19 protein-coding genes are annotated in these 22041 nt (G+C 69.1%); 13 read left to right on the top strand and 6 right to left on the bottom strand.

Features of this window, described 5'->3' with window-relative positions:
* Positions 1–31: 31 nt before the first annotated feature.
* A complete protein-coding gene (locus ABE85_RS18605; protein WP_067277964.1) occupies positions 32–880 on the bottom strand; it encodes an alpha/beta hydrolase fold domain-containing protein in 849 nt (282 codons plus the stop codon).
* Between the two features lie 227 nt (positions 881–1107).
* Here ABE85_RS18605 and ABE85_RS18610 point away from each other — a divergent pair, with 227 nt between their 5' ends.
* The 3 genes from ABE85_RS18610 to ABE85_RS18620 all read left to right on the top strand — a co-directional run bounded on the left by ABE85_RS18610 (position 1108) and on the right by ABE85_RS18620 (position 4348).
* The gene (locus ABE85_RS18610; RefSeq protein ID WP_082938737.1) at positions 1108–2121 is read left to right on the top strand and encodes a LysR family transcriptional regulator; all 1014 of its coding nucleotides are present in this window, start codon (positions 1108–1110) and stop codon (positions 2119–2121) included.
* 244 nt (positions 2122–2365) lie between these two features.
* Positions 2366–3757, top strand: coding sequence for a reverse transcriptase family protein (locus ABE85_RS18615; RefSeq protein WP_067277967.1), 1392 nt, complete (start codon positions 2366–2368; stop codon positions 3755–3757).
* Positions 3758–3832: 75 nt separating this feature from the next.
* Positions 3833–4348 carry a DUF6933 domain-containing protein gene (locus ABE85_RS18620; protein WP_409072552.1) on the top strand — a complete coding sequence of 172 codons (516 nt, stop codon included), beginning with the start codon at positions 3833–3835 and terminating at the stop codon, positions 4346–4348.
* Between the two features lie 12 nt (positions 4349–4360).
* Here ABE85_RS18620 and ABE85_RS18625 read toward each other — a convergent pair whose 3' ends face one another.
* Together ABE85_RS18625 and ABE85_RS18630 are read right to left on the bottom strand one after the other, a co-directional pair.
* Complete coding sequence (locus tag ABE85_RS18625; RefSeq protein ID WP_082938738.1) at positions 4361–5818, bottom strand: sensor histidine kinase; 1458 nt, start codon at positions 5816–5818, stop codon at positions 4361–4363.
* A gap of 10 nt (positions 5819–5828) precedes the next feature.
* Positions 5829–6518, bottom strand: a complete 690-nt coding sequence (locus ABE85_RS18630) for a response regulator transcription factor (RefSeq protein ID WP_067277976.1) — start codon at positions 6516–6518, stop codon at positions 5829–5831.
* A 135-nt stretch (positions 6519–6653) separates the two neighbouring features.
* On the opposite strand from ABE85_RS18630, the gene ABE85_RS18635 reads away from it, so the two are divergent.
* From ABE85_RS18635 to ABE85_RS18645, 3 genes are read left to right on the top strand one after another with little or no spacing between them, the layout of a single operon-like run.
* Positions 6654–7559, top strand: coding sequence for a carboxylesterase (locus tag ABE85_RS18635; RefSeq protein WP_067277979.1), 906 nt, complete (start codon positions 6654–6656; stop codon positions 7557–7559).
* On the top strand, positions 7543–7818 hold the full coding sequence (locus ABE85_RS18640) for an acyl carrier protein (protein WP_067277982.1): 276 nt from the start codon (positions 7543–7545) through the stop codon (positions 7816–7818). The genes ABE85_RS18635 and ABE85_RS18640 overlap by 17 nt, the downstream gene beginning before the upstream one ends.
* A gap of 14 nt (positions 7819–7832) precedes the next feature.
* Positions 7833–9059 carry a beta-ketoacyl synthase gene (locus tag ABE85_RS18645; protein ID WP_067277985.1) on the top strand — a complete coding sequence of 409 codons (1227 nt, stop codon included), beginning with the start codon at positions 7833–7835 and terminating at the stop codon, positions 9057–9059.
* Here ABE85_RS18645 and ABE85_RS18650 read toward each other — a convergent pair.
* Entirely contained in the window at positions 9036–9683 is a 648-nt protein-coding gene (locus ABE85_RS18650; protein WP_067277989.1) for a response regulator transcription factor, read from the bottom strand. The genes ABE85_RS18645 and ABE85_RS18650 overlap by 24 nt on opposite strands.
* Positions 9680–11632 (bottom strand): PAS domain S-box protein, encoded by a 1953-nt coding sequence (locus tag ABE85_RS18655; RefSeq protein ID WP_067277991.1) that lies wholly within the window; start codon positions 11630–11632, stop codon positions 9680–9682. The genes ABE85_RS18650 and ABE85_RS18655 overlap by 4 nt, the downstream gene beginning before the upstream one ends.
* A 175-nt stretch (positions 11633–11807) precedes the next feature.
* Here ABE85_RS18655 and ABE85_RS18660 point away from each other — a divergent pair, with 175 nt between their 5' ends.
* The 4 genes from ABE85_RS18660 to ABE85_RS28065 all read left to right on the top strand — a co-directional run bounded on the left by ABE85_RS18660 (position 11808) and on the right by ABE85_RS28065 (position 18022).
* Positions 11808–12830 carry a TRAP transporter substrate-binding protein gene (locus ABE85_RS18660; protein WP_067277993.1) on the top strand — a complete coding sequence of 341 codons (1023 nt, stop codon included), beginning with the start codon at positions 11808–11810 and terminating at the stop codon, positions 12828–12830.
* A 78-nt stretch (positions 12831–12908) separates the two neighbouring features.
* Positions 12909–13550: a TRAP transporter small permease gene (locus ABE85_RS18665; RefSeq protein WP_067283103.1), complete on the top strand. Its 642-nt coding sequence runs from the start codon at positions 12909–12911 to the stop codon at positions 13548–13550.
* Positions 13547–14875, top strand: a complete 1329-nt coding sequence (locus ABE85_RS18670) for a TRAP transporter large permease (protein WP_067277995.1) — start codon at positions 13547–13549, stop codon at positions 14873–14875. Before ABE85_RS18665 ends, ABE85_RS18670 begins: the two co-directional genes overlap by 4 nt.
* 276 nt (positions 14876–15151) lie before the next feature.
* Entirely contained in the window at positions 15152–18022 is a 2871-nt protein-coding gene (locus ABE85_RS28065; RefSeq protein ID WP_067277997.1) for a hypothetical protein, read from the top strand.
* Positions 18023–18028: 6 nt separating this feature from the next.
* Here the strand turns inward: ABE85_RS28065 and ABE85_RS18680 are convergent, their stop codons facing one another.
* Positions 18029–18730, bottom strand: a complete 702-nt coding sequence (locus ABE85_RS18680) for an SDR family oxidoreductase (protein WP_067277998.1) — start codon at positions 18728–18730, stop codon at positions 18029–18031.
* Positions 18731–18910: 180 nt separating this feature from the next.
* Here ABE85_RS18680 and ABE85_RS18685 point away from each other — a divergent pair, with 180 nt between their 5' ends.
* Genes ABE85_RS18685 through ABE85_RS18695 form a run of 3 tightly spaced genes read left to right on the top strand, consistent with a single transcriptional unit; the run spans position 18911 to position 22016 of the window.
* Positions 18911–19927 carry an HlyD family secretion protein gene (locus tag ABE85_RS18685; RefSeq protein WP_157522611.1) on the top strand — a complete coding sequence of 339 codons (1017 nt, stop codon included), beginning with the start codon at positions 18911–18913 and terminating at the stop codon, positions 19925–19927.
* The gene (locus tag ABE85_RS18690; RefSeq protein WP_067278000.1) at positions 19924–20865 is read left to right on the top strand and encodes an ABC transporter ATP-binding protein; all 942 of its coding nucleotides are present in this window, start codon (positions 19924–19926) and stop codon (positions 20863–20865) included. Before ABE85_RS18685 ends, ABE85_RS18690 begins: the two co-directional genes overlap by 4 nt.
* Positions 20862–22016: an ABC transporter permease gene (locus ABE85_RS18695; protein WP_067278002.1), complete on the top strand. Its 1155-nt coding sequence runs from the start codon at positions 20862–20864 to the stop codon at positions 22014–22016. The genes ABE85_RS18690 and ABE85_RS18695 overlap by 4 nt, the downstream gene beginning before the upstream one ends.
* The last annotated feature ends 25 nt before the right edge of the window (positions 22017–22041 follow it).

Below are 22041 nucleotides of genomic sequence, written 5' to 3' on the forward strand. Positions count from 1 at the left end.
GACGTTGGGAGTTCTGTGAGGGCTCTTGGGGTCAGGCAGGTTGCAGCCGGGATTTGCCGGCGGGTGGGATCAGGGTCAGGAAATCGGTCAGCTTCTGGCGCAGGGCGCTGGCCCAGGGCAGCTGGAGGACGGACAGCGAGGGCAGCTTCATCAGGCTGCAGGGCCAGCCGCTGGGGCCGGCGATCAGCGCCTGCTGCACGTCGACACCGGCGCGCTTCATCGCGCGGGCGTAGGCCAGGGCCTCGTCGCGCATCGGGTCGTCGTCGGCGCTGACGACCAGCGCCGGCACCAGGCCCGCGAGGCGGCCGGTGTTGGCCGGCGCGGCGTAGGGGTGGTCGCCGTCCTCGCATTCACCGAGGTAGGCGCGCCAGCCGTGCATCCAGCGGCACTCGCCGTAACCCGCGTCGGCCTGGCGCAGCGAGGCGGTGCCCATGCAGGGATTGAGCATCGGCCCGATCAGGATCTGGCCGGAGAGCTTGCGGTGACCCTGGTCGCGCGCCATCAGGGCGAGTGCCGCGGCGAGGTTGCCGCCCGCCTCTTCGCCCGCGACCACCAGCGGCGCGCCCTTGCCCGACAGCTTGGCCCGCGCCTTGTGCACGGCGGCCAGCAGCGCGTCCAGCGTCTTCAGCGCGGTGGGGAACACGGTCGCTTCGCCGGTCGGGTAGTCGACGTCGACGACCACAGCGCCCGCATCGGCCAGCAGCCGTGAGACCAGCTCGCCGCTGTCCAGGTTGCCGCCCGTGAAGGCACCGCCGTGCAGGTGCATGACGACAGGGGCGTCCTTGCGGCGGGCGGCGCTCTTGTACACGCGCACCGGCACCACGCCGTCGCCGGCGGGCAGGAGGTCGTCGTGGCAGGAGGTGAGCGGCAGCGCGTCCATGGCAGGGCCAAAGGCCTGCTCCCAACGGGGGCAGACCGGTCATGTTGCAATGCAGCGAAATTTAGACAACGGACGCCGTCCGATAAATAGCCCGGGACGCGCTTCAGCGTTTCATCGACGAAACAATCGATCGGGCAGGATGGCGACCTCGCGCGCGCGCAGACGCGCCGTTGTGTTGGAGCAGTCGCGGCGACACGCCGCACCAGTCAGGGTCAAGGGGTCACGGAATGGACAAGCTCAATGCCATGCAGGCTTTCGCGCGCGTCGTGGAAGCGGGAACGTTCACGCGGGCGGCGGAATCGCTGGACCTGCCCAAGACGGCGGTGACGCGGCTGATCCAGTCGCTGGAGGACCACCTCAAGGTCAAGCTGCTGAACCGCACGACGCGGCGCGTCAGCGTGACGCCGGACGGCGCCGCGTATTACGAGCGCGTGACGCGGCTGCTGTCGGACATCGAGGAACTCGAAGGCTCCGTGTCGCATGCGCGCGCGGCGCCGAAGGGGCGGATCCGCGTCGACGTGGCCTCATCTGTTGCGCGCCTGCTGCTGATCCCGGCACTTCCGGAGTTCTATGCAAGACATCCGGACATCCAGATCGACCTCGGCGTGTCGGACCGGCCGGTGGACCTGATCGGCGACAACGTCGATTGCGTCGTGCGTGGCGGCGAGATCACCGACCAGTCGCTGGTCGCGCGCCGCATCGGCGACTGGGGCTACGGCTGCTGCGCCTCGCCGGCCTACATCCAGCAGCACGGACTGCCGCAGCATCCGCTGGACCTGGAATCGGACCAGCACCACGTGGTCAGCTATTTCTCGACCCGCACCGGCAAGCGCTTCCCGTTCGACTACAGCAAGAACGGCCAGCGCTACGAGATCTACGGCCACTACAAGGTGTCGGTGAACGACGGCAACGCGTACATGACGGCAGGTCTGACGGGACTGGGCGTGATCCAGGCGCCCTACTTCATGATCAAGCCGCACATCGACTCGGGCGAGCTGGTGCCCTTCCTGTGCGATTGGGAATCGGACCCGCTGCCGCTGTACGTCGTGTACCCGCCGAACCGGCATCTGAGCACCAAGCTGCGCGTGTTCGTCGACTGGATCGCGGAGCTGTTCGAGCGCCATTCGGTGTGGCAGAAGCAGCTGGTCGCGAGCTGCGAGGCCAAGCGCAACGAGTCGGACGAGGCATACATCCCGCTGGAACCGAATGCGGCGAAGCAGGCGGTACTGAGCGCGGCGTGAGCCTTCACGCCCTGACGGCGCCGCTTGAGCGGAGTCACGCCCCGCACCCATAATCGCCGCCGACCTCCGGTCGCCGCCAAGCCTTCGGAAGCGTTCGCGCCTCCGGCCGCGGGGCATCCCCGCGGCGCTCTTCTTCGTTAGTCATCCGGCGCCGATACCGAGCCACGCTGCCGCGCGGACCTGTATCGGTCGAGACCGGCCAGTTGGCGGCGCATCCGGGGGTCACCTCTTGCCCCCATCGCCTATGACCGTTGCCGCGCCGTTGACCTATCCCCGCTGGATCGCGCTGGCGCTCGCCCGCGCGCTGCAGGCGGACGACGAGTCGCCGCGCGCCCGCGAGGCTGACGCCCTGCAAGCGCGTGCTGAGCAATGCCTCGGCGTCGAGTCGCGGCCCTGGTTGAAGCCGCTGTGCGTGGCGCTCGCGCGATGGACGACGCCGGTGTGGCGCGCGCATTCGATCCGCAGCTTCGCCGATGCGTTGCTGGAGATGGACGCGTTCCACGAGGGCTTCGATCTCGAACGTTTCTCTCGACCCACCGTTCGCCGCCTGCTGCTTCGACCATCGCGGATGCGGCCGTTGCCCTTCGCGCTGGAACACCTCGTGCTGCCGGACTTGGCAACGGAGGCCGACCTGGCGGCGTGGCTGGGACTGACGCTGGACGAGCTCGATCACTTCGCCGGCCCGGCACGCAGATACCGCGAGGCCGTCGCCACGCCGGAGCGACCTCACGTCGCGCCGACGCCGCACTACCGCTGCCTGCTCGTGCCGAAGCGCCGCGGAGGTCTGCGACTGGTTGAAGCGCCACTTCCGCGTTTGAAGGCCGTTCAACGGCGATTGCTCGACGGCTTGTTGAACACGCTGCCTTGCCACGAGGCAGCGCACGGATTCGTGCCCGGCCGCAACGTCGCGACGAACGCGGCCGTCCACACCGGTCAGGACTTCGTCATCCGCTTCGACCTGCGCGATTTCTTCCCCAGCATCGGACGCGCGCGGATCGCAGCCACGTTCCGGACGCTGGGGTTTTCCGACGCGGTCGTCGAGCGGCTGACGACGCTCTGCACCGCGCGCACGCCGGCGCCAGTGAGAGAGCGCCTGCGCGAGGACGGATCGATCGACTTCGACGGCGCGAAGCGGCTGGCCTCGCCGCACCTGCCGCAAGGCGCGCCGACGTCACCCGCGCTGGCCAACCTGTGCGCGTTCCCGCTCGACATGCGGCTGGACGGACTCGCCCATCGTTTCGGTGCGCGCTACACGCGGTATGCGGATGACCTCGTGTTCTCCGGCCCCGCCACGCTGCGCCGCGATCAGCGCGAGTTCCGCGCCTGGGTGCAGGCGATCGTCGAGGACGAGGGTTTCCGGCTGCGACGCGACAAGACGCGTGCAATGCCCGCCGGCGGGCGGCAGCAGGTGACCGGCGTCGTCGTCAACGAAAAGCCGAACCTCGCGCGCGAGGACTTCGATCGATTGAAGGCCGAGCTGCATCGGCTAGTCGGATCGACAGACGTAGATCCCGCGCAGCGGTCCGTGCTGCTGGGGCGACTCGCGTGGGCGCGGCAATTCCTGGCACCGATGCGGGTCGAGAAGCTGCAACGCATGTTTGATGCGATTGCCTTCGGCGCGGCCAAGAATTTGTAAGCCCGCTTCGCGTCGGAAAGCGGTCGCGCGTCTGCCCCGATACTCGGAACCCATCGCAACCTCCGTCGTCGCGCCGTGTTCACATTTCGCTGCACCCGGAAGCTCCTGGACAGGCTCAACGCGGTCCCTGACCCTGAGCCCGCTTCGTCCGATACGGTCCTTGGCGACTGGTACGCCAACCTTGTTTATGCCGGACGGACTCAGGTCGTGGTGGCTGTCGCCGCGCGAACCTTGTTGCCTGTCGTGGTGCCGGCAAAAGACAGTCGATCTTTGGTAAGGCGAATCGGTGAGGCACTGGACCCAATGCTCGCGTCCCTTGGAGTTCCAGCGGACGACGTCATCGCCGAGCGCGATGCGATGCAGCATTGGGTTCTCGGAAAGACAGCGAGTCGGAGCATCCTGGGATCGCTCAACGACTTCGCCCTTCAACTTCAAATCGGACTGACCCACTTCCCCGATCGAACGTTTCTGGAGCATTCGCTTTGGCTGGCGGAGGCCCCAATGGGGGCCATTGAATACGGATCACCGGACCGCGCCACCGTCGCAGCCTTTGCAACTGACCGCGCGCTCCGTGCAGCCAGCCGCCAATGACTGCGAAGTACTTCAGCCCTCTGCGCGCTGCTTCGGCACGCTGAACCGCACCCGCAGCCCTTGCCCCGTCGTCGCGTCGAGCAGCTCCAGCTTCCCGCGGTGCCGCTGTGCGATGTCCTCCGCGATGGCCAGGCCCAGGCCGCTGCCCGTTCCCTTGGACTCGCTGCCGCGTTCGAAGCGGCGCAGCGCGCGGTCGCGCTCCTGCGGCGGGATGCCGGGACCGTTGTCCTCGACCTCCATGCGGGACCAGTCGCCGTCGCACCCGGTGCGCACCGTGATGCGCGGATTCGGTCCGGCGTAGTTCAGGCTGTTGTGCAGCACGTTGGCCAGCAACTCCCGCAAGAGGAAACTCTGGCCCAGCACCGGCGCGCTTTCGAGCTCGAACTCCAGGTCCGCTCCCGCCTGCAGCGCGCGCGGCACCCAGTCCTCCGCCACCTGCGCCGCGATGTCGCGCAGGTCCAGCGGCTGCTCGCGGCCGCCGGGCTCGGCCTCGGCGCGCGCGATCGACAACATCTGCGTCGCCAGGCGCGCGCTGCGGTCCACCGACCCCTGCAGCCGCTTGAGCACCGGCTCCATCTGCGGATCGTGCGGTTCCAGCAGCGCCAGATCGATCTCTGTCCGCAACGAGGTCAGCGGCGTGCGCAGCTGGTGCGCCGCATTCGCCAGGAAGTCCTGCTGCGCCGACGACGCCCGTCGCAAGCGCTCGAAGAGGCGGTTGAACGCCGCGATCAGGGGTCGCAACTCGGCAGGCACCTCGTGCTGCAGCGGCTCGAGGCGCGCGAGGTCGCGCTGCTCCAGTTCCGCGCTCAGCTGCGACAGCGGTCTGAGGCCACGATAGGTCGCCCACCAGCCGGCCCCCGCGAGCAGCACGGCCATGCTGCCGATCAGCAGCCCCACGACCACCAGCAACTGCTGCTGCAGCGCGTCGCGCTTGTTCAGCGTCTCGGCGACCAGGATCTGGCAGACGTGACCGGCGCCGCAGTTGGCGCCAAGCGCCGCCGCACGCAGCGATTCGCCGTCCAGCGTCGCCAGCGTGAAGAACCATTCGTTGGGCTTGCGCTTGGGCAGCTTCAGCCGCGCGAGCTGGACGTCGCCGAGCAGCACCTCGCCCGCCGGGTCCAGCACCAGGTAGTAGACGCGGTCCGTGCGATCGAAACGCAGCGCGCGGTCGGTCGGGCCCGACACGTCGACGACCACCTGCCCGTCGCGCTCCCTCAGCAGGCTGGCCACCGCGAGCGCCGTGTCGCCCAGCGCCTGGTCCAGCCAGGAGATCGCCGTGTCATGCATGACGCGGTACAGCATGAAGCCGGCCGCGGGCACCGCGACCAGCACGGGGAACATCAGCCAGATCAGCAACCGCTGCTTGAGACTGAAGGTCCGGCCGCCGCCGGAACGCGAGCTTCCGGAGGGAGCGCTGGTGGACGTGGAGCTTGCTGAGGGGGCGCCGCCGCGCGGGGACGACTCGGTCATGCCGCGGGGGTCAGGTCTTGGCCGCCGGCGCGGACGGCATCTCTTCCAGCAGATATCCCAGGCCGCGCACGGTGCGCAGTTGCAGGCCGGCGGGCTCGATCTTGGCGCGCAGGCGCGAGACGCAGACCTCGATCGCGTTGTCGCTGACGCCCTGCTCCCAGCCGTTGCTGGCCGAGGCGATCTGCTCCTTCGCGACCACCTTGCCGGCGCGCGCCAGCAGGAAGCCCAGCACGTCCCACTCGCGGGCCGACAGCGCCAGCGGCTCCTCGGCGATGTAGGCGCGGCGCGCCTCCAGGTCCATCCGCAGCGAAGAGAGTCTCAGCTCGTTGCCGGTCCGGGCCTGGCTGCGGCGCACCAGCGCGCGGGCGCGGGCGATCAGTTCGCTCAGCGCGAAGGGCTTGACCAGGTAGTCGTCGGCGCCGCCTTCCAGGCCGCGCACGCGGTCCTCGACGGCGTCGCGCGCCGTCAGCAGCAGCACCGGTGTCGTGCTGCCCTGGGCGCGCACGCGTCGCAGCGTCTCGAAACCGTCGATGCCGGCCAGGCCGATGTCCAGGATGAGCAGGTCGTAGCGGTCCTCGCGCAAGGACAGCGGGACGGGCTCGCCGCGGGCGCTGACGTCCACGACCCAGGACTGTGAGCGCAGCGCCCGGGCGGTGGACTCCGCCAGGAACTCATCGTCTTCGACCAGGAGGATTCGCATGGAGCGTCAGCATAAGCCTAGAGCCTTGCAGCGGCCAATCCGTCACCTGTCGGAAACCTGATGGCAACGGCGCCGACAGGTTCGGGACAGGTTCGCGTCAAGTCCGCAACAGCGAGCTTGGACAGACTGCCGCCCATGCCGAACAACGTTCACAACGCCTTCCCCGCTCACCCGGACCCGCGCCCCGCCGTGCTGCTCCTGCACGGCCTGTGCGCCAACCCGCTGGAGATGATGCCGCTGGCCCGCGCCCTGCGCGACGCCGGCTACGCCGTGGAAGCGCCCGCGCTGGACGGCTACGGCGTCGTTCCCCCGGTCGCCGGGGCGCCGGTCGCCGACAAGCCTCGTCGCGCCCCGGTCCCGCCCTTCGAGCAATGGGTCGACATGGCCGCCGCGCACTTCGACGCGCTGGCCGCCAGGCACTCCCGCGTGGCCATCGGCGGCCTGTCGATGGGCTCGGTGCTGGCCTTGGCCCTCGCGCTGAAGCGGCCCGCGGCCGCCTTGATGCTGCTGTCCACCAGCCTGCATTTCGACGGCTGGAACGTCTCGCCCTGGCGCCGCCTGCTGCCGCTGGCCTACGTGCCGCCGCTGCGCCAGTGGCTGGCCTTCCGCGAGACGCCGCCCTACGGCATCAAGAACGAGCGGCTGCGCGAGTGGGTCGCGCAGGCGATGAATTCCAGCCACGTCTCCGCCGCCGGCGCGGACCGGCTGCCGGCCGCGTCGCTGTACCAGGCCTCGCGAATGATCCGCCTCGTGCGCCGCCGGCTGCACGAGATCGACGCGCCCGCCGTCGTCCTGCATGCGAGCGAGGACGACGTCAGCGGTCCGCGCTCCGTGCTGGAACTGCAGCGCCATCTGGCCACGACGCCCGAGGTGCACTGGTTCCATCACAGCTATCACATGTTGACATTGGACAACGAACGCGGCGCCGTCACCCAGGCGGCGCGCCAGTTCCTGCAACGGCTGGTGCCTGTCGGGGCACTGTCCGAACACCCCACTTCTTTGACCACGACCGAGGACCGCCGCCATGAGCAACACGCTTGATCAACTCCGTCAACTCGCCTGCCACGAGCTGGGCATGATCGACGACGAACTGAAGAACGAGGTCACCTTCGCGGAACTGGGGCTGGACTCGCTGATGCTGGTCGACTTCATGTTCGCGGTGGAGGACAAGTTCCACATCGAGATCGACCACGACACCGCGATGAAGCAGCCGACCATCGTCGGCCTGGCCGCGATCGTGGACGCGCAACTGGCCGCCAAGGCCGACGCCGGCGGCACGCCCGCGGCCGTCGCCGCCTGAGCGCCGGTGCCGGCATGAGCCCGGAAGCGGTATGGATCACCGGCATCGGCGCGTGCAGCGCGCTCGGCCCGGACGCGGACTCGCTGGCGCAGGCGCTGGCGCAGGGGCGGTCGGGGATCACGCTGCAGCCGGGAGAACCGACGAGAGGCGTGGCGCCCTTCGCGGCGGCGGCGGTGACGCTGCCGCTGGGACAGGACATGCCGCCCGCGCAGCGCAACCTGCACGACCGTCACAGCCTGATGGCGCTCCATGCGGCGCGCGAGGCCTGGACGCAGTCCGGCCTGCCGGCGACGTCCGCGACGCCGGAGCGCTCGGCGGTGGCCTGGGGCACCGGGCTGGGCGGCTCGAATGCGCTGCAGCAGTCCTACGGCGAGCACCTGACGAAGGAGACGCCGCGCATCCACCCGTACACGGTGGTGCGGGTGATGAGCAACTCGGCCGCGTCGCACCTGGCGATGAAGTACGGGCTGAAGGCGGCGATGCTGACGATCTCCAACGCCTGCGCCTCGTCGGCGCAGGCGATCGGCGAGGCGCTGATGCTGCTGCGCCAGGGCCGCGCGGACGTGGCGCTGGTCGGGGGCTCGGAGGCGATGCTGAATCCGGGCTCGGTGGCGGCGTGGCAGGCGATGGGCGTGATGGCGCCGGCGGATCCGGAAGATCCGTCGCGCAGCTGCCGTCCGTTCGACGATGCGCGCAAGGGCCTGGTGCTGGGCGAGGGCGCGGCGGCGCTGGTGCTGGAGACGGAGAGCCACGCCCGCGCACGCGGCGCGTCGGCGCTTGCCGTGCTGGCCGGTTATGGGCATAGCGTCGACGCGGTGCACCTGTCGCGGCCCGATGCGGATGGCCAGGAGCGCGCGCTGCGCGCCGCGCTGGCGGACGCGGGCATCGAGGCCTCCCAGGTCGGCTACGTGAACGCACACGGCACGGCGACGGACGTCGGCGACACGGTCGAGGCCGAATCGCTGTCGCGCGTCTTCGGCGTGCGCGGCGTGCCGGTCAGCGCGACCAAGGCGCTGCACGGTCACCTGATCGGTGCCGGTGGCGCGCTGGAACTGGTCGCCTGCGTTCAGGCGATGCGCCGCGGGGAACTCCCGCCGAGCGCACACATCGCGACGAGCGTGCTCGAGGAAGTCGCCGACGTGATCCGTGAACCCCGCGCCTTCGATCCGTCGAAGGCGATGGTCAGCAACTCGTTCGCGTTCGGCGGCAGCAACGTGTCACTGGTGATCCGGGCGGCCTGAGCCGCCCTTCACCTCGAACCGCTCCAGCATCGTCGCCAGCTCCGCCGCGGAGCGCAGACCCAGCTTCGTGAAGGCTCTCGCGCGGTGGACCTCCACCGTGCGGATCGCGATGCCGAGTTCGTCGGCGACCTGCTTGTTGAGCTTGCCGGCCGCGACCAGCACCGCGACCTCGTGTTCGCGGTCGGTCAGGCTGGCGAGCTTGCCGGCGACGTCGGCATGGGCGCGGGACTCGCGCCAGCGGTGGATGTCCGTCGCGATCGCGCGCTGCACCTTGTTGACCAGCGCCTGGTCGTTGAACGGCTTCTCGACGAAGTCGAGCGCGCCCTTCTGCATCGCGTCCACCGCCATCGGGATGTCGCCGTGGCCGCTCAGGAAGATCACCGGCAGCGGCACGCCGCGCGCGATCAGCTCGTCATGCACCTGCAGTCCGGAGAGCGGCTCCATCCGCACGTCCAGCACGATGCAGCCATGCGGATCGATCGCACGGTCGAGCGCCTCGAACAGCGCCAGACCACTCGCATGCGGCTCCACGCGCAGCCCATGCGTGCGCATCAGGAAGGCCAGCGCGTCCCGCACCGCCGCCTCGTCGTCCACCAGGTGGACCGTCGCCTGTGGGTCGCTCATCGCGCGCCCTCCTTGATTGTTTCGCTGCCGTCGCACGCGCCCTGCCCCGGGCACAGCGGCAGCGTGAAGCTGATCCTCGCGCCACCCAGAACGCTCGCGCCGGCCTCCATGCCGCCATGGTGCGCCTCGATCACCGAACGGCAGATCGCCAGCCCCATGCCCATGCCTTCGGACTTCGTCGAATAGAACGCGGTCGTCAGCTGGTCGATGCCTCGTCCTTGAAGTCCAGGACCGTTGTCATCGACATCCACCCGCACGAAGCGCTCACCGACACGTTGGGCGGCGATGCGCACCTGCGAGCCCGGCTTGCCGTGCAATTCGTCGAGCGCATTGCGGACGAGGTTGATCAGCACCTGCTCGATGAGCACGGCATCGGCCTGCACATCCGGCAGACCGGATGGCATCGCCACCTCGACGAGCACGCCGCGCAGGTCGCGCTTGAGCAGCGCCAGCACGCGCGCCGCCAGTTCCGGCACCGCGCAGCGTTCCGGCTGCGGCGCGCGCCGCGTCACGAACGCGCGGATGCGCTGCACGATGCGCCCCGCTTCCTGCGCCTGCTCGCCGAGCCGGCGCAGCGCCTCCAGCACGATCTCGTCGGCCTGGCCGGCGCGCTCCAGCGAACGCAGGGCTCCTGCGTTGTAGCCGGCGATCGCCGCCAGCGGCTGGTTCAGCTGATGCGCGAGCGCCGACGCCACCTCGCCCAGCGTGCTCAGCCGCGCCTGGTGGGCGAGCGCGTCGGTCCGACGACGATCGCGTTCCTCCGTCTGCTTGCGCGCGCTGATGTCGACGATCGAGCCCATCCAGCCGATCTGCACGCCGTTCGCATCCACCAGCGGCGCCTCGAAGATCATCACGTCCAGCACATGCCCCTCGCGGTGCATCCAGCGCGCTTCGTAGCCCTCGCGCGGCGCACCGCCGGCCATGTTGCGCTGGTGGCGGCGCAGGCTGTCCTCCATCTCGTCGGGCAGCCAGTACGGCATGGGCGGCAGGCTGCCGAGCAGCTCCTCGGCGCTGTAGCCCACCAGATCGCAGAACGCGCGGTTCAGATGCGTCAGGCGGCCGTCGAGATCGCGTCCGCGCAGGCCGACGGTCAGCGAGTCCTCGACCGCGCGACGCCACGCCGCCTCGGTGCGCGCCTCGCCTTCGGCGCGACGCACCTCCCGCATCTGCCGGCGCAGCATCCCGCTCGCCAGCGCCGACAGCAGCAGGAACACGCCCATCAGCCCCGCCGCGAGCGTGTACCACCACGGCCGATGCGGCACGCGGGTGTTGAGCTCGAGCCAGGTCTCGCGCATCGCCGGATCGACGCTGACGCGGTAGCTCTGCGTGCCGGCCAACGAGAGCGCATCGCCGGTCTGCGCCAGCGCGTCGCCGGTCTGCGCGAGCCGCTGCCCCAGTCCGTCGACCAGCCTCACGTCGTACTTCTGCGAGAGCCACCACGGCAGCGTCTGCCGCAGCAACACACTCGGCGCGAAGCGCACGACGAGCCGGCCACCCTGCGGCCGGGGCGAACTCCAATGCGCGGTCAATCCGCCCTCGTCGAGGCTCACGCCGCTGCGTTCCCTCGACGGCGCCATCGCCTGCGGCGCCTGTTGCGGCACATGCGCGATGACGCGGTTGTTGCCGTCCAGCACGGTCACGCTGACCCACAGCCGCCGCAGCCCCTCGGCGACCGCGCGATGGTTCAGCAGCATGTTGTCGTCGACGTTCCCCGGCAGCTGCTGCGCGAGCCGGTCCACCGCCGCGTGCTCCGCATTGAGCCAGTCCGAGATGCGCGCCTCCAGCGACAGCGAGTCGGCGATCAGCGTCAGCCGTTCCTCCTCCAGGTCGCGCATGTCGCTCAGCCGCAGCCACACGCCGACCGACGCGGCAAAGGCGATCGCCAGCATCAGCGGCAGGGCCCAGCTCGCGCGTTTGAGCGATTGGAAGAGACGTCGGGACACGGCCATGGCGCCAGTCTAGGCGCTGCGCAGAGCGCACGACGGGCCCGTGGCCGTACGTGTTTCCCCAATGTGGAAGTCCACAACTGGCGGCGCGGAGACCGGATTTCCACAATCCGCCACATTCCGCGACAGGTCGTCACTGCGCCTGACCGGCGGATTTCGAAGAACACCAGGAGACCGCATGTCCGCCAAATTCCCCCGCCGCCTGCTGCTGTCGGCCGCTCTCGCCGTCGCAGGTCTGGCCGCCACCGCGTCCGCCTTCGCGCAGGCCCCCATCGTCATCAAGCTGAGCCACGTCGTCGCGCCCGACACCCCCAAGGGCAAGGGCGCGCAGCGCTTCAAGGAACTCGCCGAGGAACGCAGCAAGGGCAAGCTGAAGGTCGAGGTCTATCCCAACAGCCAGCTCTACAAGGACAAGGAAGAGCTCGAAGCGCTGCAGCTCGGCTCGGTCCAGATGCTGGCCCCGTCGCTGGCCAAGTTCGGCCCGCTGGGCGTCAAGGAGTTCGAGGTCTTCGACCTGCCCTTCCTGTTCAAGGACGACGCCTCGTTCCGCAACACGACCAACACGCTGGGCATGGAGCTGTTCAAGAAGCTCGAGCCCAAGGGCATCAAGGGCCTGGCCTTCTGGGACAACGGCTTCCACATCATGAGCGCCAACAAGCCGCTGCACCATGTGGCGGACTTCAAGGGCCTGAAGATGCGCATCCAGTCCTCCAAGGTGCTGGACGCGCAGATGCGCGCGCTGGGCGCGATCCCGCAGGTGATGGCCTTCTCCGAGCTGTACCAGGCGCTGCAGTCCGGCGTGGTCGACGGCACCGAAGGCGTGCCGTCCAACTTCTACACGCAGAAGACCTACGAGGTGCAGAAGCACACGACGATCAGCAACCACGGCCATCTGGCCTACGCGCTGATCATCAACAAGAAGTTCTACGACGGCCTGCCGGCCGACCTGAAGGCCGTGGTCGACAGCAGCGTCAAGGACGCGACCACCTACGCCAACGCGATCGCGCAGACCGAGAACCAGCAGGCCTTCGAGAAGATCAAGGCCAGCGGCAAGACGACCATCTACACGCTGACCCCGGCGGAAGTGAACGAGTGGAAGCTGGCGCTGATGCCGGTCCACAAGGAGATGGAGTCGCGCGTGGGCAAGGGCACCGTTGAGGCTGCGTACAAAGCCGCCGGCTTCGTGCCCCCGACGAAGTAAGTCGCTCACCGCCCTTCCTCAGCCGCGCCCTGCTTAGGCGGCGCGGCTTTTCTTTGCCTGAAGGAGACCGCCATGTCATTGAAGTGGCTGGATCGATTGGAGGAAACGCTGATCGCGTTCCTCATGGGCGCCGCGACGCTGGTGATCGCGATGGCCGTGCTGCACCGCTTCCTGGCCGGTGTGCCGGCGGTGCAGGACTACGTCATCCGCATCGACGTCAGCTGGGCGCAGGAGCTGTGCATCTACATGTTCGTGTGGATGGCCAAGTTCGGCGCGGCCTACGGCGTTCGCGCCGGCACGCACGTGGGTGTCGACGTGGTGGTGCGCAAGCTCAAGCCCGAACACGCGAAGTACCTGGTGATCTTCAGTCTGCTGGCCGGCGCGCTCTTCACCGCGACGGTGGGCACGCTGGGGGCGACCTTCGTGTGGGAGAACGGCGCGCACTACGCGTTCACGCATGCGCTGGGCATCAACAACCCCGACCTGTTCGAAGGCCCGACCTCGCCCGACCTGGAGATCCCCACGTGGATCGCCTACTCCTGCGTGCCGCTGGGCTCCTACCTGATGTGCTTCCGCTTCCTGCAGGTGTGCCGGACCTTCATCCGCACCGGTGAAGCGCCGCACGCGGACCATGGCCACGTCGAAGGCATCGAGGACGACGTCGCCGCCGTCGCGTCGGCGAAGACCGCCGAGGAAGCTTCGAAGGGAGACCGCGCATGAACACGCTGATCATCTTCTCGCTGCTGGTGGTGCTCATGCTCACCGGCATGCCGATCTCGATCTCGCTGGGCCTGACGGTCCTGACCTACCTCTTCACGATGACGAACGTGCCGATCGAATCGGTCGCGCTCAAGCTGTTCACCGGCATCGAGAAGTTCGAGATCATGGCCGTCCCGTTCTTCATCCTGGCGGGCAATTTCCTGACCCACGGGGGGGTGGCGAAACGGATCATCCATTTCGCCACGACCATGATCGGCCACTGGTACGGCGGTCTCGGCCTGGCCGGCGTGCTGGCCTGCGCGATGTTCGCGGCGATCTCGGGCTCGTCGGTGGCGACGGTCGTCGCGGTCGGCTCCATCATCCTGCCGGCGATGACCAAGCAGGGCTATCCGAAGCAGTTCGGGGCCGGGGTGATCACGACGTCCGGGGCGCTGGGGATCCTGTTCCCGCCGTCGATCAACCTGGTGATGTTCTCGATCGCCACGGCCGGCATGTCGGCCACGGGTCCGCACGGCGAAGTCGTCGGCACCGCGTCCGTCGGCCAGCTGTTCATGGCCGGCGTCGTGCCGGGCGTGTGCCTGTCGGTGCTGCTGGGCATCACGACCTGGTACCGCGCCAAGAAGTACGACTACCCGCGCATGGTCAAGGCCACCTGGGGCGAACGCTTCAAGGCCTTCCGCGAGAGCTTCTGGGGCCTGATGCTGATCGTCGTCGTCATCGGCGGCATCTACAGCGGCAAGTTCACGCCGACCGAAGCCGCCGCCGTGGCCGCGGTGTACGCCTTCATCATCTCGGTCTTCGTCTACAAGGACATGGGCCTGAAGGACGTGCCCAAGGTGCTGCTGAAGGCCGCGGCGATGAGCTCGATGCTGCTGTACATCATCACCAACGCGGTGCTGTTCAGCTTCCTGATGGCGTCCGAGCAGATCCCGCAGACGATGGCCGCGTGGATGTCGGCGCAGGGCTTCGGACTGTTCGTCTTCCTGCTGCTGGTCAACCTGATCCTGCTGGGCGCGGGCAACTTCATGGACCCCGCCGCGATCGTGCTGATCATGGCGCCCATCCTGTTCCCGGTGGCGGCCAAGCTGGGCGTCGATCCGGTGCACCTGGGCATCCTGATGGCGGTGAACATGGAGGTAGGCCTCTGCCACCCGCCGGTGGGATTGAACCTCTACGTGGCCTCGGGGATCACGAAGATGGGGATCACCGAGCTCACCGTCGCCGTGTGGCCGTGGCTGCTCACGATGCTGGGCTTCCTGATGGTCGTCACCTACTGGCCGACGCTGTCGCTCGCGCTGCCGAGGGCCTTGGGCCTGGTAGGCTGACGACGCGCTCCTCCGCTCTCGAAGCCCCGCTGGCGCGCTCGCGCCGCGGGGCTTCTTCCATTGCGGCGTACCCGCTTGCGAGGGCCCTCGCCTCCCTCACAAGAGGTAGGCGTGTGGCGTGCCATTCGCCGGATTCGGCAACACGGGTAACGGTCGATTTCAGAGGGGCGCGATCGATTGACGCGACCAATAGCGGACCACTTTAATGCGCTGCCCTGACGCGCCCCCTGCGCGCCGGGACCGAACACGCCGGCCGCAGCGCCGAGAGGAATCCGCATGGCGCTCGCCCCCCGTCCCACCTCCGCCGAATGGCTGCGTCGATCTGCCGTCAGGTCGACCCGCGCCGCACTGGCCGCCGCGCTGCTCGCAGCGCTGAGCGCCTGCGGGGGCGGGAACGGTGATGAGGCCAGACCGCAGACCAGTCCGCCGGTCGCCACGGATCCGGGAACCGGCGGCGGCACCGGCACGGGAACGGGCGGGACAGGCACCGGAGGCAGCACGGGCGGGGATCCCACCGCCGAAGTCCCGCCGCCGCCGTCCACGCCGATGCTCCCCACCACGCCGGTGGACCCCGAACCTGCGCCGCCCGCGCCGCCTCCGACAAGCACACCGGCCTCACCCTCGCCTTCTCCGGCTCCTTCTCCAGCACCAGCACCAGCACCAGCACCGGCACCGGCACCAGCACCATCGAGCGGCCCGACCGCCTCGACGGCACTGCGGCTGCCGCTGGAGGTCCTGGGCGCCGGCCTACCGAGCGCCCCGACGATAGTCACCGCGAACCTGACGCTGGACGCCAACGGACTCGGCGCCGCCACCGAGCTGTGGCTGCGCTGCCATCGCTGCAGCTTCTTCGGTCCTCCGGAACACGAGGCGACCGGCGAGACACCGGCCGCCGTCAAGGCGAGCCTGCGCATCCTCGGCGGCACGCCGGCCGCGAGCGCCGGCGCCATCCCCTGGGTCGACATCACCGACAGCACGATGGTGCTGGCCGATGCCGAACGCGTGCAGGGCGGTCTGAAGCGCGGCGGCGGCCTCTACACGGCACGCATGACGCTGACGCTCGATGCGGCCACGAAGGCGCGTCTGGTCAGCGGCGTGAACCTCGTGCAGTTCCGCTTCAACGGCAGCGACGGCGAGTCCAACGGCTACCGCGTCATCGACCTGCAGGTCCGCAACGCCCAGGGGCAGAGCCTTGCGACCAACGCGGTGCAGCGCGCCGACATCAACGCCGAGAAGGTGGCCGGCCGCACGCTGACCGCCGACGTCGCCGCCGGCGAAAAGCTGTGGAAGGCCGAGAACACGCTGTGGAAGTCGACGCTGGTGAAGCGCCAGATCCGCGCGGCCTGCGCGTCCTGCCATGCCTCGGACGGCCGCGACCTGCAGTACTTCAACTACTCCAACAACTCGGTCGTCCAGCGCTCGCGCTTCCACGGCCTGACCGAGACGCAAGGCGGGCAGATCGCCGCCTACCTGCGCTACGCGCTGCGCGACATGGCGCACGTCGCGCAGGCCGCGCCATGGAATCCGCCGTATCAGCCGGGGCCAGGTCTTGACAGCAAGCCGGTCACGGAATGGTCCGCCGGCGCCGGGCTGGACGCGGTGCTCGACTCGCCGAGCGACGCGGTCAAGGCGCTGTTCGGCAAGCCGCTCGACGGCTCGGCGCTCGCGCTGACGCAGGCCGACGTCGACAAGGTGATGGACGCCAACGCGACCCTCAACACCCGCGAGGTGCCGCTGCCCATCCAGTTCCCCGACTGGAACTCCTACCTGCCGGCCATCCATCCGCTGGACCTCTGGCCCACGGGCGCCGACGCGGCCGGCTCGTTCGAGAAGGGCGCGACCTTCACCGCGGACAACCGGCGCCTCGATCCGATGGCCACATCGAAGAAGATCACGGCCTGGCTGGAGTCGCACCGCTCCGCCACCTTCGGCGACTGGAGCCACCTGACCCCGCAGCAGCGCAACGAGATCCAGAGCCTGCTCAAGCCGTCCGGCTTCGAGCTGTATGCCTTCCTCGGCGGCGGCCGCGGCAACCACCTGGCCAAGACCGGCCTCTACGGCGCGCAGGTCGGCGCCGCTCAACTGCAGAAGCTGGCCTCGCCGACGCGCGTCGCCGCGGAGCCCGCCGCCTTCACGACAAACGCCTTCATCGAACGCGTCGTCGGCAGCGCGCTGCAATGGAACCTCGTCCAGCAGTGGGAATGGGCGCAGCGCTACGGCATGGAAGGCGACCAGCGCTGGTTCATCGGCGACTACGACGCGACGGCCAAGAGCTGGGCCGGACGCGGCGAGAAGCGCGGCTGGCCGTTCAACACGGTCAGCGCCTTCTTCCTGGCGCCGCACATGGTGTACCAGTCCGACACCGACGCCACCGGCAAGATCACCCGCGAATGGCTGCTCGCGTGGGAGACCGGCAACAAGCTCGGCTCCTACACGCGCACCAACGCCTGGTACCAGATGCAGGTCACGCTGAATCCGGGCGCGCAAAGCGATTGGGTGAACTACTCGGTGGACTGGCCCTATCTCACCGGCTTCGACTCGCTGCTGTCGCAGACGCTGGGCGACGCCACGCCGGCCCAGTCCACCGCCGCGCTGATGAGCGACATCCGCCTGCTGCAGGCGCGCATCAAATCGGCGCAGTTCGTCAACAACAACATCCCGCTGTGGGTGCCGACGGACACGCGCTCGATCATCAACAACCGCGGACGCTTCAGCAAGGCGGCGGTGGTCAAGCACCTGAACCCGATCAACTTCATGGAGGCCGTCTCCACGCAGGCCACGCAGACCTCGCCGTTCCGCCGCCTCGACAAGCTGCAGGCCGGCCTGACACTGAAGCTGCTCAACGGCGCATTCAAGCAGTTCAACCAGCTCTACACGGTCACCGATCCAGCGATCTGGCGCCGGTGCGATCCGAACAACATGGATCTCGGCGAGGCCGAGCCCACCGCCGGCTTCTCGTTCTGCCTGGACCAGGCGAAGCAGCCGCTGACGCTCAAGTCGCCCGGCGTCTACGTCATGGCGTCCACGGACTACCGCAGCACGGCCGAACAGAAGCTGCAGTACGCGGTGTGGAAGGCGGGCACGCTCGGCGCCGATCCGGACCGCGTCAAGACGCTGAACGACTGGCTGCTGCGCGCCTGGCCTTGAGCCTGTTCAGACACCACCGCGATAGCTGCCCTGCTCGGCCGACAGGCCGGCCTTGATGCTGCGGGTCAGCTCGTCGGCGTAGACCTCGTCGCGACCGGCGGCGAGCGCGTCCAGCACCTGCTGCGCGACGTCGAGGGGATCGGCCTTCGGCGCATCCAGGCGGGCGGTCATGTCCGTGTCCATGAAGCCCACGTGCAGGCCCAGCACCGACGTGCCCTGCCCCTTCAGTTCCTGGCGCAGGCCGTTGGTCACCGACCAGGTCGCCGCCTTCGACACGCTGTAGGTCGCCGCACCCGTGAGGTTGAGCCAGCTCAGCACCGACAGCACGTTCACCACCGCGCCGCCGCCCTGCGCCTTCAGCACCGGCGCGAAGGCACGCGTGAGTTCCAGCGGGCCGACGACGTTGGTCTCGAACTCATCGCGCAGCGCCGCCAGCGCGTTGTCGGCCAGCAGCGGCGAGCCGCGCGAGACGCCCGCGTTGTTGATCAGCAGCGTGACGTCGCCGGCTGCGCGCACGGCGGCCTCGATCTGGTCCTGCTTCGTCACGTCGAGCGTCACCGGCACGACGCCGGGCAGGTCGATGGACGACGGATCGCGCGCGGCGGCGTAGATCTTCTTCACGCCGGCGGCCTGCAGCGCCTTGACGAAGCTCTTGCCCAGGCCGCGGTTGGCGCCGGTGACGAAGGCGACGGTGTTCTTGAAGTCCATGGGGTGTCCTTGGGGTGTTCTTGGGATCGGGGTGGCAAAGTGCTTGAAAGCGCAGTTTCAATGTTGCTCGACATGAATAATGTAATGTCGATCATCATCAAAACGCAGCGGGGCACCGGTCTTGCCCCTGGTGACGGAGGGGCAATAATCCCCGTCAACCCGTCGCCGGAGAACGCGTCGATGCCCAAGATGCCGCGCCACCCGTGTCTGCTCTTCCTGATCCCCACGGCGCTGCTGAGCGCCTGCGGGGACGAGCCACCGCCGGCCTGGTCCGGCTACGCGGAGGGCGACCCGATCTACGTTGCGGCGCCGGTCGCGGGACAGTTGATCGAGCTGCGGGTCCAGCGTGGCGACACCGTGAACGCCGGCGTGCCGCTGTTCAGCATCGACGTCACCCCGGTGAGCGCCGCGCGCGCCGAGGCCGACGCGCGGCTGGCCGCGGCGAAGGCCGAGCAGGCCGACGTCGCCAAGGGCCGCCGGCCCGACGAGATCGCGATGAGCCGCGCGCAACTGGCGCAGGCGCGGGCGCAATCGACGCTGGCGGACTCGGACCTGGCGCGGCAGCAGCAGTTGATCGGGCAGGGATTCATCTCCGCCTCGCGGCTGGACGACGCGCGCGCCGCGGCCGCGCAGGCCCGTCAGCGGGTGCGGGAGCTCGAGTCCTCGCTGCGCGTGGCCGAACTGCCCGCGCGCAACGACCAGCAGGCCGCCGCGCGCGCCAACACGGAAGCGGCTTCGGCGGCGCTCGCCCAGCAGCAGTGGCGCGAGTCGCAGACGCGCCAGAGCGCGCCGGCCGCCGGGCTCGTCGACGACACCTTCTACCGCGTCGGCGAATACGTGAACGCCGGCCAGCCGGTCGTGTCGCTGCTGCCGCCGGCGCAGCGCAAGGCGCGCTTCTACGTGCCGGAGCCGGAACTCGCGTCGTTGCGCCAGGGCCAGACGGTGCAACTCAGCTGCGACGGCTGCGGCGCGACCATCGCGGCGCGCGTCAGCTACATCTCGCCGCAGCCGGAGTACACGCCGCCGGTGATCTATTCCAACAGCCAGCGGTCGCGGCTGGTGTTCCTCGTCGAGGCACGACCGGACCCGGCGCAGGCGCTCCGGCTGCATCCCGGTCAGCCGCTCGAGGTCCGTCCCTCATCGCCCGCTGTGCCCGCTACGCCCGCCTTGCCCGCTTCGACATCGGGACGTCCATGAGCGAACTCGCCATCGACGTCCGCGGCCTGACCAAGCGCTACGGGCAGCGGACCGTCGTGGACCATGTCGACCTGCAGCTCGGACGCGGCCGCATCTGCGGCTTCCTCGGCCCCAACGGCAGCGGCAAGACGACGACCATCCGCATGCTCTGCGGCCTGCTCACGCCCGACGAGGGCGAAGGCACCTGTCTGGGCCTCGACATGCGCCAGCGCGCCGGTGAGATCAAGCGCCAGGTCGGCTACATGACGCAGCGCTTCGGCCTGTACGAGGACCTCTCGATCCGGCAGAACCTCGATTTCATCGGACGTCTCTTCGAACTCGACGACCGCGCGCGTCGCGTCGACCAGGCGCTGGACCGGCTCGGGCTGAAGACGCGCCAGGATCAACTGGCCGGCGCGCTGTCGGGCGGCTGGAAGCAGCGCATGGCCCTCGCCGCCTGTCTGCTGCACGACCCCAAGCTGCTGCTGCTCGACGAGCCCACCGCGGGTGTCGATCCGAAGGCGCGTCGCGACTTCTGGGACGAGATCCACCGCCTCGCGGCGGACGGCATCACGGTGCTGGTCTCCACGCATTACATGGACGAGGCCGAGCGCTGCCATGAGCTCGCCTACATCGCCTACGGCAAGCTGCTCGCGCGCGGCACGCAGCGGGAGATCATCGATCAGGCCGGGCTCACCGTCTGGGCGCTGCACGCCGAAGATCCCAAGCGTCTGGCGGAACTCTCCGCCGCGCTCAACGGCGCGGACGGCGTGCTCAGCGTCGCCGCCTTCGGCAACAGCCTGCACGTCGCCGGTCAGGACGAGGCCGCGCTGGAACGCGCGATCGCGCCGCATCGCGACGACGCCGGTCTGCGCTGGGAACACGCCCAGGCCAACCTCGAGGACGTCTTCATCAGCCTGATCAGCAAGACGCCCGACAACTTCGAGGCCGCGCGATGACCGCCAGCCGCGCCAGCCGCTTCAGCCTCGCGCGCGTGCTGGCGATCTTCATCAAGGAGGTCCAGCAGATGCTGCGCGACCGGCCGACCTTCGCGATGGCGGTGGGCGTGCCCATCCTGCAGCTGCTGCTCTTCGGCTATGCGATCAACACCGATCCGAAAGGCTTGCCCACCGCGGTCGTGACGCAGGACCGCGGGCCGATGGCGCGCAGCCTGGTCGCGGCGCTGGCGCAGAGCGGCTACTTCCGCGTCCAGGCCCGGCCGGCGTCGGAGCAGGACGGCGACCGGATGGTCGAGGACGGCGAGGTGCAGTTCCTGATCGTCATTCCGCCCGACTTCAGCCGACGCGTCCTCCGCGGCGAGCAGCCGGCGGTGCTCGTGAGCGTCGATGCGACCGATCCGTCGGCGTCGAGCAATGCGCTGGCGGCGCTCGCGCAACTCGGCGCGCAGGCGCTGCGGCGCGATCTCGTCGGCGCGGCGCGTCCGAACGCCGGCGCCTCGCCGGCCATGCCCTTCGAATGGCGCATCCATCGGCGCTACAACCCCGAGGGCCTGTCCCGCTACAACATCGTCCCGGGCCTGATCGGCACCATCCTGACGATGACGATGGTGATGCTGACGGGCCTGGCGATGACGCGCGAGCGGGAGCGCGGCACGATGGAGAACCTGCTCGCCACGCCGGTGCGTCCGCTGGAGGTCATGATCGGCAAGATCCTGCCCTACATCGTGCTGGGCTATGTGCAACTGGGCGTGATCCTGCTGGCGGCGGCGCTCCTCTTCCGGATCCCCATGGCGGGCAGCTTCATGCTGCTGCTGTCGATGATCGGCGTGTTCATGCTGGCCAACCTGGCCGTGGGATTCACCTTCTCGACGCTGGCGAAGAACCAGTTGCAGGCGCTGCAGGCCACGTTCTTCTTCTTCCTGCCGTCGATGCTGCTGTCGGGGTTCATGTTCCCGTTCCGCGGCATGCCGCGATGGGCGCAGGTCATCGGCGAGGCGCTGCCGCTCACGCACTTCCTGCGCATCGTGCGGGGAATCATGCTCAAGGGGAATTCGTTCGGGCAGCTGGTGCCGGAGCTCTGGCCGATGCTGGTCTTCCTGCTGGTCGCGGGAACGATAGCGCTGCTCAGATATCGGCAGACGCTCGACTGAAGCCAACCCTCAGGGCCTCCGTACT

Source organism: Mitsuaria sp. 7 (assembly GCF_001653795.1).
GTDB lineage: Bacteria > Pseudomonadota > Gammaproteobacteria > Burkholderiales > Burkholderiaceae_C > Roseateles.

Coding starts and splice junctions, on each gene's coding strand:
- ABE85_RS18660 (WP_067277993.1), top strand. CDS start 11,808: ATGTCCGCCAAATTCCCCCGCCGCCTGCTGCTGTCGGCCGCTCTCGCC.
- ABE85_RS18690 (WP_067278000.1), top strand. CDS start 19,924: ATGAGCGAACTCGCCATCGACGTCCGCGGCCTGACCAAGCGCTACGGG.
- ABE85_RS28065 (WP_067277997.1), top strand. CDS start 15,152: ATGGCGCTCGCCCCCCGTCCCACCTCCGCCGAATGGCTGCGTCGATCT.
- ABE85_RS18605 (WP_067277964.1), bottom strand. CDS start 880: ATGGACGCGCTGCCGCTCACCTCCTGCCACGACGACCTCCTGCCCGCC.
- ABE85_RS18615 (WP_067277967.1), top strand. CDS start 2,366: ATGACCGTTGCCGCGCCGTTGACCTATCCCCGCTGGATCGCGCTGGCG.
- ABE85_RS18625 (WP_082938738.1), bottom strand. CDS start 5,818: ATGACCGAGTCGTCCCCGCGCGGCGGCGCCCCCTCAGCAAGCTCCACG.
- ABE85_RS18640 (WP_067277982.1), top strand. CDS start 7,543: ATGAGCAACACGCTTGATCAACTCCGTCAACTCGCCTGCCACGAGCTG.
- ABE85_RS18655 (WP_067277991.1), bottom strand. CDS start 11,632: ATGGCCGTGTCCCGACGTCTCTTCCAATCGCTCAAACGCGCGAGCTGG.
- ABE85_RS18695 (WP_067278002.1), top strand. CDS start 20,862: ATGACCGCCAGCCGCGCCAGCCGCTTCAGCCTCGCGCGCGTGCTGGCG.
- ABE85_RS18630 (WP_067277976.1), bottom strand. CDS start 6,518: ATGCGAATCCTCCTGGTCGAAGACGATGAGTTCCTGGCGGAGTCCACC.
- ABE85_RS18680 (WP_067277998.1), bottom strand. CDS start 18,730: ATGGACTTCAAGAACACCGTCGCCTTCGTCACCGGCGCCAACCGCGGC.
- ABE85_RS18685 (WP_157522611.1), top strand. CDS start 18,911: ATGCCCAAGATGCCGCGCCACCCGTGTCTGCTCTTCCTGATCCCCACG.
- ABE85_RS18635 (WP_067277979.1), top strand. CDS start 6,654: ATGCCGAACAACGTTCACAACGCCTTCCCCGCTCACCCGGACCCGCGC.
- ABE85_RS18645 (WP_067277985.1), top strand. CDS start 7,833: ATGAGCCCGGAAGCGGTATGGATCACCGGCATCGGCGCGTGCAGCGCG.
- ABE85_RS18610 (WP_082938737.1), top strand. CDS start 1,108: ATGGACAAGCTCAATGCCATGCAGGCTTTCGCGCGCGTCGTGGAAGCG.
- ABE85_RS18670 (WP_067277995.1), top strand. CDS start 13,547: ATGAACACGCTGATCATCTTCTCGCTGCTGGTGGTGCTCATGCTCACC.
- ABE85_RS18650 (WP_067277989.1), bottom strand. CDS start 9,683: ATGAGCGACCCACAGGCGACGGTCCACCTGGTGGACGACGAGGCGGCG.